Below are 10793 nucleotides of genomic sequence, written 5' to 3' on the forward strand. Positions count from 1 at the left end.
GGACGACGGCGCATGCGTGAAATGGCTTGACTGAGACGAACCCGTTACCGAAGTCCTGAGCCTAGGTGATCGGGTTTCTCAATAATTTGGTTTCAGATTATCCCGAATGATGGAACCGTCGCCCGTCCCGATCTGCCGGAAGTAACCTGACCCGATGAACCTAAGACAGCTGAAGTTTTTTTTGGCCACTGCTGAGTTGGGGCAGGTCAGCCGAGCCGCTTCAGAGCTGTCAGTCTCTCAATCCTCGGTTACATCGGCCATCCGTGAACTGAACAGAGCTTGGGTTCCACGCTATTCACCCGCACGGCCCATGGCATGGACCTGACCCCAACAGGCCGCGATCTGCTGAGCGCGGCGCGCGAGGTGGTGGAGAAGGTCCAGATCGCCCGCGATATCGGTCAGAACCATTCCGAGGTTTCCGGGACAATCAACATCGCCGCCACCTATACCGTCTGCGGTTATTTTCTGCCCTGCCACCTAGACCGTCTGTCTCGCCGATTTCCCAATCTGCGGATCAATATCAGCGAGATGAACCGCGAGAGCATTGAAGAAGGGCTGATCTCGAACCGCTTCGACATCGCGGTGATCCTGACTTCTAATACCGCGAACCCGGAACTGACGACGCAGACGCTGCTCCGGTCGCACCGACGGCTATGGGTGCCGCAGAACCACCCACTGGCGGGCCGCGAATTCGCCTCGTTCGAGGAGGTCGCCACCCATGACTACATCATGCTGACGGTGGATGAGGCGGCCAATACATCGATGAAATACTGGGGGCCGGCAGGGCTTGTGCCAAAGGTCCGTATACGCACCTCCTCGACCGAAGCCGTGCGGTCGATGGTGACCAACGGGCTGGGAGTGACGATCCTGTCGGATATGGTCTATCGTCCGTGGTCACTCGAGGGGCGGCGGATTTCCACCGTGGTTATGGAGCCAGAGATCCCGTCGATGGATGTCGGCTTGGCCTGGCGGCGCAGTCAGGCCAAGCCGGATCCCGTCAAACATTTCGTTGACTATTTCGGCCAAGCCTATCTGTCGCCGCAGATCGCGAACACCGTTTGGCGGGGCTGACTGTTGGATGACACCAAGAAATGACCCGGCAGCTTTCGGAACTGTTCGCGAGATATAACCCATAGGTAACGTGACCTTGAGGGAGTTTGCAGCTAGTGGCAGGCAATATTGCGCTTCTCCAAACACCCCTCGAAGATCCTGCGCGGCTCCACCATCTCAGGTGTTTGATCCCACGGTTTGACGGTGCGATGTATTCCGGAAGGTTCGACCCATCCAGTACTCTATCCACAGTTCGCCAGCTTGTGGGAACACCGCGCGGTGCAGGCTTGGAAACCGGCGGCTCTTGATGCTTGTCGGCAGGATGCGCCGGAGGTACGCAGGCTCAATGAAACGATCCGATCTTTTTCTGACGACCGCCCGCCGCGCCTTCCAATTGCTGCGATCGGCAATCGAGTCTCTCATTCTTCTGGCCATCTTTCTGGCGTCGATGGCGGCTTGGGGTTTTGTCGAGTTGGCTAAGGAAGTGACACGGGGATCGACCGAGGCCTTTGATACCGCCGTCATGCTGATGATGCGCAACCCCGCTGATGCCTCGGATCCGCTTGGACCGAAATGGCTCGAGGAGATGGGGCGGGACTTCACGGCGCTTGGCGGGGTCGGGGTCCTGGTGCTGCTGACCGTTTTTGCCGGTTGCTTCATGTGGCTGAGGGGGCTCTATCGCACGGCTCTTTTTCTAGGCGTCGCCATAGGCGGGGGTCTGGTTGCCAGTACGGCCTTCAAGAATTTCTTCGATCGTCCGCGCCCCGAACTGGTCCCGCATGGTTCCATCGTCTATTCGGCCAGCTTCCCAAGCGGCCATTCGATGATGGCAGCCATCACCTATCTGACCCTCGCCGTGCTGCTGGCGCGAACCCAGAGCAGCCCCAGGATCAGGACATTCTTCATCATGGCCGCCACGCTGATCGTGTTTGGCGTCGGGGTCAGCCGGGTCTATCTGGGGGTTCACTGGCCGACGGACGTACTTGCCGGGTGGGCCGCAGGCGCAGCCTGGGCGCTTGGTTGCCTGGCGGTCGCGCATTGGATGGGGAGAAATCGCACGATCGAGCCCGACCTGAAGGACAACGTCGCGCCGCCGGAAGACCAGAACCCGGGGACCCACGCCTAGTTGTTTGATCCCACGGTTTGATGGTGCGATCCTCTTCAAGGGATGGGAGGAAGCATTATGGGCTAGAATCGTCGCGGAAGCGCCAAGACCACGCACGCTGTCAGAGCTGCAATGATTAGGGTCGGCCCGCCAACGGCATCGCGTTGTGCCAAGGTGGGTCCGAGAAGCACGCACCCGAGGGGAACCATCCGTGGACAAGCCGATCACCATCGGACTCGATCTGGCCAAGAACGTCTACTACGTTGACGGAGTGTACACGGAAGGTTCGATTGTGTGCCGGCGGAGATCGCAGATGTTGGCTTTCTTCTCAAGATTGGAGCCCTGTCTCGTCTTCATCGAAGCCTGCGCGGGCACTCATGATTGGGCGCGGAAGCTTACGACGGTCGGGCATGAAGTGCGGTTTAAAGGGACGACCTAGAGTAATTGTTCCAGGAACTCCCAAGCTGTCTTGAGGCCTGTTTTGTCGACCAACTGCTTAACTGCGTACTTGCTGGTCAGATCAATGCCGACGAAGAGGTAGAGCTTGCCTGCGGCCGTCTGAACCTCGGCGATATCGATATGGAAGAACCTGATCGGGTAGCGCTTTAACTGCCGCCGCTATGGCTTTTTCCCTCGATGTCCGGCAGGCGCGAGATCCCATATCATTGCAAACACCGGTGCGGCGCCGACCGCGTCAGGTGCAGAATTGAGGGTTGAAAAGCATAGGCGACAAGCATCCATTGGCAGCAACATGTGACGTCGGAACGCAACAATCATAGCTTCCTCGGCCACGGTCAAAACGGTTAAGCGCGGCTCGCTCGGCCCGATTTTGCGGTCGTTGACCGACTGCACCTTCGCGACTGTCTTGGGGTTAATTCCCAGCTATTTGCTCAGAGGCGCGAGCGAAGCTTGCGATCGGTGTATTGCTCCTCTGACAGCGTGCGTGGTCGTGGCGCTCCTATGACGAACTTGTCCCATAATGCTTCCTTCCAAGCTTGAGAAAGGATCACACCATCAAACCGTGGGATCAAACACCTAAAGCCTGATGTGGATCCTTTTTGGTAACATGGCCCAAGACGCAACTCTTGGATCAAAAGGCGGCCCAATGTGCTGATGCGCAGCCGGAACAAACTGCAATCGCAGCTTGCGGAACTCCTCAACCATCCTTTGATTTGGCGATCTTGGGCAGCTCGATATTGATTTCCAGGCTGGACATCTGATCACCACGCTCCATGCGAACGTCGACATCCGTCTCTCCGATCGGGACGTACTTCCTGATCGCTGCGACGATGTCGCGCTGCAGCATTGGAAGGTAATCAACCTCGGCCTTGCCGCTGCTGCTGCGTTCGTGCGCCAACAATATCTGCAGACGGTCTTTGGCCGTCTGCGCGCTTTTGGGCTGCTGCTTTTTGCGGGTGAAACTGAACAGGCTCATGATGCACGTCCAAACAGTCGCTTGAACAGACCGGCGCGACGCTCTCCCTGGATGCGCATCTCGACCTGTTTTCCGGTCAGGCGCAGAACCGCATCCTCATAGGCCTGGGCCGCCGCCGACGGACCATCCAGCACGACCGGCGTGCCGACATTCGAGGCCTTCAGGATAGCCTTACTTTCCGGAACAACGCCCAGCAGCGGCACTGCCAGAATTTCCAGAACGTCCTCGATCGTCATCATCTCGCCGTTCTCGACACGGGTCTCATCATAGCGCGTGATCAGAACCTGCGCCTTGATCGGATCGGAGCCTTCGGTTTCGGCCCGTTTGGTCTGGCTGCTCAGCAGGCCCAGCACGCGGTCGCTGTCGCGCACGGACGACACTTCTGGGTTGGTGACGACCACGGCCTCATCGGCGAAATGCATGGCCATCTGCGCGCCGTGTTCGATGCCGGCGGGGCTGTCGCAGATGATATAGTCGAACTCGGACCGCAGTTCGGTCAGCACTTTTTCGACGCCGTCCTTGGTCAGCGCATCCTTGTCGCGGGTCTGCGAGGTCGGAAGGATGAACAGGGTATCCAGGCGCTTGTCCTTGATCAGCGCCTGCTTCAGCTTTGCATCACCCTGAATGACGTTGATGAAGTCGAAAACCACGCGGCGCTCGCAGCCCATGGTCATGTCCAGGTTGCGAAGCCCCACGTCGAAGTCGATCACGACCGTCTTGAAGCCCTGCTTGGCAAGCCCTGCCGAAATTGCCGCCGAGGATGTGGTCTTTCCAACGCCACCCTTCCCCGAGGTAATCACGATCACCCGACCAAGTGGCGGGTTGCTCTTCGGTTCTGTCGTCATGCGATCACCTCCATGCGAAGTTTTTCATCCTCGAGATAAATATGTGTGCAACCTTGGCCTACAGCAGCGTCAAGCGTCTCGCTTGTCTGGTAGAGCCCGGCAATCGCGACCAGTTCGGCATTCAGGCTCTGGCAAAAAATATGCGCGGTTTCGTCGCCATGACAGCCCGCCATGGCGCGACCGCGCAGGGGACCGTAGACATGGATGTTCCCTGCCGCGATCAACTCGGCCCCCGAGGCGACCGATCCGATCACCGTCAGGTCACCATGTTCCGCCACGATCATCTGACCAGAACGAACCGGGGACCTGATCACCTTGTTTTCTGTTTTTCGCGGAGCAGCAGGTGCAGTCACGGGGCCCGTGTCGCGCGGCAATGGCGCATCGCGCCCCGTCGTCACCTTGATCAGACCCAGATTCTGCAGCATCGCTGCATCAAGACCGTTTGCATTCTGGACGCCAAAGACACGCAATTCGCGCCGGCGCAGATTGTCCACCAGATCACGGATGGCGTCGGCATCGCGAAAGCCTTCGGAATTTCCAAGATCCAGCACCATGGGTGCGCCCAGGAAGAATTGAGGCGTTTTCAGCAGCTGTTCGTCGATCTGCCCATAGAATTGATCGCCCGCGCTTTGGCTGTCGATGCGCAGGACCAGTGACGTCAGGAAGCGGCCGCGCACCTGAAAAGCGGCGACGCTGGTTGGCATTGGGTTATGCGGCGACCGTGGGTATCGACCTGACACGGCGAACTCTGCTCCTGCTCTCGGGGCGGATTGCGACCAAAGGGTGCACCGCTCTTGTTTCATGTTCTTTTTCACGATCTTTAGTCGGGCGAAAGAGCAGTTCGCATCATCAGCAGGAACTTGCCTTTTTAGATCGTCGAAGGTCCTTGAACAGCCTTGGCACCTGATAGGCCATGAAAATATGTCTCGTCCGCAAGATGGTTTGATGAAGAACGAAATCAGTGATCGGGGTTGAATTAATGCAAGAGATCCACAGGGCGGTCCAATCTTGATTCAGACTGGTGTCCTAATGGAGATCAGTTTGGCGCGGACCCTGCTTGAACTGGCCCTCGTTTTGACCAGAAACTTAGCCACATCCATAGAGGTTTACGTATATGCCTAAGCAATTGCTTAGCCTCCAGACTCATAAAGTATCGAAGCCAGCTCAAGACGGTTGCGGCGAGCAGGCTGTCTTTATGCCCGGCATTGTGGGTGGCTAAGTCCACCCTGATCCCGGCAAAGACATCGTGTTCGTGGCTGCACTCGGACCATGTATGGATGGCCCCTTGGCAAGAGCTTTATTTGATCTGGCAACTGGTCGGTCGCGGCCATGTATACGGTGTCTAAGATGCAGCGAGTTTACAGCTGCGCGCCCTGATGAAGTCAGCCGGCGGTCGGGTCCCGATCAATGGCACGCGCTCGGAGGCGCTCCGGTCCGAACTGGGTGGCCGTGGCAGCGATCAGAAGGGCGGTGGGCAGGCGCATGGGGAACCTCATCTGCGGAACTCGGGGGTGCGGGGCCGGACAGCAGCTGCGCCGGGTTGCGGCGCAGGGTCGAGACAAGCTGGTCCATGCTCTGGACCAGCGCGCGCATGTCCTGCGACAGGCGGATTATCTGGGGCAGCGTGTCGCCGGCAAAGGATTGGACCGGTCCGCGCGCCCCGTTCAGCACGCCGCGCAGGGATGCGAATGCCGCCGCCGCGTTGTCGGATGCCGCGCGCAGGCTGGCGCTGATGCGGGGCAGATCCTTGGGCAGGCCGGCCATCGCGGTGGTGACCGCGCCCAAGGTCGTACGCAGGTCGGCTGCGACGGGCGTCAGATCACCCATCAAGCGTTGCGCGGTGTCGAAGGCCCCGGTTCCGGCAGCCAGCGTCCTGTCCAACCCGTCAAGGCTGGACCGCCCCTGATCGGCCAGATCGCCCAGGCCCGCCGCGCCGCGCTGCAACTCCTGCGTCAGCGTGGCCAGGTCGCCCTGGACATAGCCGTCCACCCGGTCCAGCGTCGCCTGCGCCTGCACGGCGGCGTCTGCGAAACGCTCCAGCGTGATTGTCGCGCTGTCGCCCAAGCCGCCCATCTGGTCCCCGAATGCCGCGATGCCCGTCGCCGCGACCGCAATCGCATCGGTCGCCGCCGCAACATCCGCCAGCGCCTGGTCCAGATTGCCGCTGGAGCGTTCGACATTGTCGAGGATCGCAGCCACCCGCCCCTGGTTCTGCGGTCCCAGGATCTGGGTCAGTTGTTCGGCCACCAGGCTGAGGCGGGCGATGATCCGTGGGCCTTCATCCGTCAGCATCTGCAGGGCCGACCGGCTGGAGGCGATGACCGGCACTTGGGACCCGTCGGCGTCGCGCAGCAGGGGTGCGCGGGCCGACCCCGCGGTGATCGCGACCAGCGCCACGCCGGTGACGCCCTGCACCTCCAGCGCGGCCAGGCTGTCGCTGCGGATCGAGGTTTCCAGAATCTCCTCGATGCGGACGCGGACCGGCAGGGGGTTTCCCGGCGCCAGCCGCATGTCGACGACCCGCCCGACCGGCAGGCCCGCAAAGCGGACCTCGGAAGCGGGACCAAGGCCCGACACCTCGGGGAAATACACGTCGTATTAGGCGAATTGCCGGTCCGGCTGCAGCTGCGCGAACCACAGCACGAACCCCAAGATCCCCACGAACCCCGCAATGGTGAAGGCGCCGATCAGCGCGTAATTGGCCTTGGTTTCCATGCGCCTAATCCTTGGCCGTAACGGCGCGCGCACGCGGTCCGTGAAAATATTCGTGGACCCAGGGGTCATCGACATCCAGCATCTGCGCCATCGTGCCGGTGGTCAGCACGCGGCATTCGGCCAGAACCGCGACCCGGTCGCAGCAGGCATGCAGCGTGTCCAGATCATGGGTGACCATAAACACCGACAGGTTCAGCGCGTCGCGCAGCGTGACGATCAGCCGGTCGAAGGCCGATGCCCCGATCGGGTCCAGCCCGGCGGTGGGTTCGTCCAGAAACAGGATCTCGGGGTCCAGGGCCAGGGCGCGGGCCAGGCCGGCGCGCTTGCGCATGCCGCCCGACAGGTCGGCGGGCATGTCGCCATTGGCCTTCCACGGCAGGCCCGCCATGGCGATCTTCAGTTCCGCCAGACCGCGGCGCTGCGCGTCGGTCAGGCCGGGAACGGCGCGCAGGGGAACCTCGACATTCTCGCGCACGGTCAGGGACGAAAACAGCGCGCCGTCCTGGAACATGACGCCCCACCGCTGTTCCAGTGCGCGGCGGTCGGGGCCTGACAGCGTGCCGATGCGGTTGCCCAGCACGTCGATGGTCCCGGCCCGAACCGCGTCCAGCCCGAAGATGGCCCGCAGCAGGACGGATTTCCCCGTGCCCGACCCGCTGACGACGCCCAGGATCTCTCCTCCGTTCAGGTCCAGATCCAGGCCGTCATGGACGACGTGGGTGCCGAACTGCATGCGCAGGCCCCGCACCCGGACGACGGCGTCGCTCACAGCCCCACCCGCGCGAAGAAGATGGAAAACGCCGCATCCGCGATGATGACAGCAAAGATCGCGCTGACCACGGCGGACGAAGTCATTCGCCCCAGGGATTCCGCGTCCTTGCCCACCTGCATCCCCGCGTGACAGCCGATCACCCCGATGATCAGCGCAAAGACCGGCGCCTTGGCCAGCCCGACGATCACATGGGTCACGCTGATATCGGCCAGCCGGGCCAGGAACACGGCAGGCGATATGCCCAGCTCGACCTAGGACATCACCGCGCCGCCCAGCAGCCCCGCAATTGCCGAGATCAGCCCCAGGATCGGCAGCACCATCACCAGCGCCAGGATGCGCGGCAGAACCAGCACCATGTCGGGGTCCAGCCCCAGGGTGCGCATGGCGTCCACCTCTTGCCGCATCTTCATCGACCCGATGGACGCCGTCAGCGCCGAGGCCGTGCGTCCCGCCACCACGATCGCGGTCAGCAGGATGCCCAGTTCCCGCAAGATCGAGATTGCGATCAGATCCACGACAAAGACCTCGGCCCCGAACTGGCGCAGCTGGTCGGACCCCTGAAAGGCCAGCACCACGCCGATCAGAAAGGACATGACCGTGACGATGGGCACCGCGCGCAGGCCGGTTTCCTGCGCGTGATGGATCAGCGCCGTCAGCGGAAACCGCGTCGGATGGCGCAAGGCACGCGCCAGCGCGGCCAGGGTTCGGCCCAGATATTCGGCCAGCTGGGCCAGATACAGGCCCGCGCCGGTCACCCGCCGTCCCGTCGCCTGCAGCACGCGCCGCCAGGGGGGCACGGCGGGCGGTTGCGGATCAGCCACGGTCAGCGCGGCCGTCACCGTGGCCAGCAGGTTGGCATGCCGCGCAGACAGGCCGGTCAGCGCCGCCCCCGCCGCGCGCCGTCGCGCCAGCTCCCACGCGCCGGCGGTGTCCAGGCGGGCAAGGGCGGCCAGGTCGATCCCTGTTGCATCCAGCGCGGACAGCCGTTCCAGCGTCCAGACGACCAGATCGCCCGACAGGGTGACACGGTCACTTCGTGCATCGATGGACAGACGCATCGAAGGGCGGGTCATGCGCGCCCTGCGGCGACGAGTGGCGGGGCAGCATCCATAGGGGTCGTTCCGGTGAGATCTGTCTGGCCCGGACCTTGGCCCCGAAATGCCATACTCGCTTTGATCTAGATCAGTCCGCCTGGCGATGAGTGCCGCGCGAGAGCGCAAGCCTCGATTGGTCAATGGCCGATAACGCGATAACATGCGGTCAGCGTGCGAGAAGAAACTCCATAGATGCGATGTCGACCTTTTTCGCAAACTTTGCCGGTGACTTCCTGACCTATTCTTGAACGATCAGTGCGGCAGAATGGGAGAGAAGCCGGTGACAAGACTGTTCAACTTGCATATCGGCGCATGCAACCCGATACCAATTTCTAATGCATAAATAAGACCTGCATCAAATTGAATGCCATTAGGGTTATCTTGATCGCGACGCTGAACAACTCGGAAAAAATTGATTTCTTTCTCTCAATTTTTTGGAAGCTTTAAAGCAGCGTCATCAACCATCACCTGCATCGCAACGGGTATCATGCACGCAATGGTAACGGCGCTGACTTCGTAAACACCACCGTCCCGCAGCCGAAGCCATGGAATTTGCCGATTTGCTGTTCCACGTGGTTTGATTGGCGACGGATCCGCCAGGTCGGTCTGCATGTCGGCACCCGCCGGTCCCCGATCAGTGGCACAGCAGAACGGGACAGTCGCGCTGTTCGATCAGCACTCGTGTGGTTCCACCAAAGATCACCTCTCGCAAACGAGAATGGTCATAGGCCCCCATGACGATCAGATCGCCGCCGGTTTCCTTCATGCGCTGTATGATGACCTTGCCAATTTCCTCGCCACCGCTTGGATATTGCTGGACCGTAACATGGCAACCCTGATGGGTCAGCCAGGCGGCAACATCGGAACCGGGGTTTTCCCCGTCGCGCGCCTTGGTCGTCACCGGATCGAACAGCGCGACGGTGACATTTCGGGCATCGCGCAGGATCGGCATGGCAGCATGCACCGCCCGCGCCGAGGGAATGCCCGCCTTCCATGCCACGAACACCGACGCGGGTTGCAGCGCCTTGACCGACCCCATCGCGTTCAACATGACCCCGCCTGCTGACCGGAACAGGGCGGCGCGTATGACATCGTCGAACACATACGCATCCTGGCGCAGATCGTTGCCGATAAGGATCAGATCGCAGGTCAGCGCAGCGTGCGACACGGCACCGGGCAGGATTGCGGCCTGACCGCTGGCGACGCGGACCTCGGCGCTGGTGCCCTGATCGGCCAGATAGTCAGAGATCTGGTTGCGCAGCACCTCCAGCTTGGCATTGGCTTCATCCACCTCGGTCTGCCAACCTGGGGGCAGTGAATACACTCCTCCCTCGCCGATGCCATAGGTATAGATCGGAATTTGCGGCATCACCCCAAGGATCAGGATGATCAGGTGCAGGTTGCGGTCCCGCGCTGTCTGAGTGAGCGGTTCAAGATCGGTTGGCTTGGCGGTACGCCCAAGCACCACCAGAACAGTTGCGTTCTTCATCGACGTCATCCTTGACCAGATTGCCGACCAAGTATAGCGCACCGCCATGCTTCCATATTGATTTGTATCAACTGAGGTAGGGTTTTGCTTCCATAACTTGATGGTGCGATCGTTTTCTGAGGAATGAAGAAAATTGTTGGCCAAGTTCGCTACAAGAGCGCCACTATCAGTTCCGCACCTACCTGGCGACCTTCATGGCAGCCTACTACTTCGCTCGCCGCTGACCTGCCACGGGATTTTTTCTCCACCGCTGATTAGAGCCCGGCCCAACTTGAGGACGGACAATGA

General features: G+C 61.0%; 10 protein-coding genes and 3 pseudogenes. 4 read left to right on the top strand and 9 right to left on the bottom strand.

Annotation, left to right across the window (positions count from 1 at the left end):
• Positions 1-154 precede the first annotated feature (154 nt).
• The 4 genes and pseudogenes from DKT70_RS18505 to DKT70_RS18510 all read left to right on the top strand — a co-directional run.
• Positions 155-325 (top strand): LysR family transcriptional regulator, encoded by a 171-nt coding sequence (locus tag DKT70_RS18505; RefSeq protein ID WP_233490645.1) that lies wholly within the window; start codon positions 155-157, stop codon positions 323-325.
• On the top strand, positions 316-1071 hold the full coding sequence (locus DKT70_RS16935) for a LysR substrate-binding domain-containing protein (protein ID WP_233490646.1): 756 nt from the start codon (positions 316-318) through the stop codon (positions 1069-1071). The genes DKT70_RS18505 and DKT70_RS16935 overlap by 10 nt, the downstream gene beginning before the upstream one ends.
• Positions 1072-1396: 325 nt before the next feature.
• A complete protein-coding gene (locus DKT70_RS16940) occupies positions 1397-2176 on the top strand; it encodes a phosphatase PAP2 family protein (protein WP_111560247.1) in 780 nt (259 codons plus the stop codon).
• Between the two features lie 202 nt (positions 2177-2378).
• Positions 2379-2576: pseudogene (locus DKT70_RS18510) on the top strand (IS110 family transposase); the annotation flags it as partial.
• A 17-nt stretch (positions 2577-2593) separates the two neighbouring features.
• Here the strand turns inward: DKT70_RS18510 and DKT70_RS18870 are convergent.
• From DKT70_RS18870 to DKT70_RS16985, 9 genes and pseudogenes are all read right to left on the bottom strand, one after another.
• Positions 2594-3133, bottom strand: a pseudogene (locus DKT70_RS18870) (IS481 family transposase); the annotation flags it as partial.
• Between the two features lie 178 nt (positions 3134-3311).
• The gene (gene minE, locus DKT70_RS16955) at positions 3312-3590 is read right to left on the bottom strand and encodes a cell division topological specificity factor MinE (RefSeq protein WP_199559639.1); all 279 of its coding nucleotides are present in this window, start codon (positions 3588-3590) and stop codon (positions 3312-3314) included.
• Positions 3587-4435 carry a septum site-determining protein MinD gene (gene minD, locus DKT70_RS16960; protein WP_111560249.1) on the bottom strand — a complete coding sequence of 283 codons (849 nt, stop codon included), beginning with the start codon at positions 4433-4435 and terminating at the stop codon, positions 3587-3589. The genes minE and minD overlap by 4 nt, the downstream gene beginning before the upstream one ends.
• Positions 4432-5250: a septum site-determining protein MinC gene (gene minC / locus DKT70_RS16965; RefSeq protein ID WP_233490647.1), complete on the bottom strand. Its 819-nt coding sequence runs from the start codon at positions 5248-5250 to the stop codon at positions 4432-4434. The genes minD and minC overlap by 4 nt, the downstream gene beginning before the upstream one ends.
• A gap of 589 nt (positions 5251-5839) precedes the next feature.
• Positions 5840-7027, bottom strand: coding sequence for an MlaD family protein (locus tag DKT70_RS16970; protein ID WP_233490648.1), 1188 nt, complete (start codon positions 7025-7027; stop codon positions 5840-5842).
• A gap of 127 nt (positions 7028-7154) precedes the next feature.
• A complete protein-coding gene (locus DKT70_RS16975; RefSeq protein ID WP_199559640.1) occupies positions 7155-7883 on the bottom strand; it encodes an ABC transporter ATP-binding protein in 729 nt (242 codons plus the stop codon).
• A gap of 32 nt (positions 7884-7915) precedes the next feature.
• Positions 7916-8995 (bottom strand): annotated as a pseudogene (locus tag DKT70_RS16980) (MlaE family ABC transporter permease).
• Between the two features lie 447 nt (positions 8996-9442).
• The gene (locus DKT70_RS17910) at positions 9443-9628 is read right to left on the bottom strand and encodes a hypothetical protein (RefSeq protein ID WP_146612684.1); all 186 of its coding nucleotides are present in this window, start codon (positions 9626-9628) and stop codon (positions 9443-9445) included.
• 22 nt (positions 9629-9650) lie between these two features.
• Positions 9651-10649, bottom strand: coding sequence for a universal stress protein (locus tag DKT70_RS16985; protein WP_146612685.1), 999 nt, complete (start codon positions 10647-10649; stop codon positions 9651-9653).
• Positions 10650-10793 lie beyond the last annotated feature (144 nt).

The sequence above is a fragment of the Paracoccus sediminilitoris genome (genome assembly GCF_003259195.1).
GTDB classification, from domain to species: domain Bacteria; phylum Pseudomonadota; class Alphaproteobacteria; order Rhodobacterales; family Rhodobacteraceae; genus Paracoccus; species Paracoccus sediminilitoris.

Excerpts from the sequence above, each read along its gene's own strand:
- DKT70_RS18505 (WP_233490645.1), top strand. The coding sequence starts at position 155 with ATGAACCTAAGACAGCTGAAGTTTTTTTTGGCCACTGCTGAGTTGGGG.
- DKT70_RS16935 (WP_233490646.1), top strand. The coding sequence starts at position 316 with ATGGACCTGACCCCAACAGGCCGCGATCTGCTGAGCGCGGCGCGCGAG.
- DKT70_RS16940 (WP_111560247.1), top strand. The coding sequence starts at position 1,397 with ATGAAACGATCCGATCTTTTTCTGACGACCGCCCGCCGCGCCTTCCAA.
- minE (WP_199559639.1), bottom strand. The coding sequence starts at position 3,590 with ATGAGCCTGTTCAGTTTCACCCGCAAAAAGCAGCAGCCCAAAAGCGCG.
- minD (WP_111560249.1), bottom strand. The coding sequence starts at position 4,435 with ATGACGACAGAACCGAAGAGCAACCCGCCACTTGGTCGGGTGATCGTG.
- DKT70_RS16975 (WP_199559640.1), bottom strand. The coding sequence starts at position 7,883 with ATGCAGTTCGGCACCCACGTCGTCCATGACGGCCTGGATCTGGACCTG.
- DKT70_RS17910 (WP_146612684.1), bottom strand. The coding sequence starts at position 9,628 with ATGCAGACCGACCTGGCGGATCCGTCGCCAATCAAACCACGTGGAACA.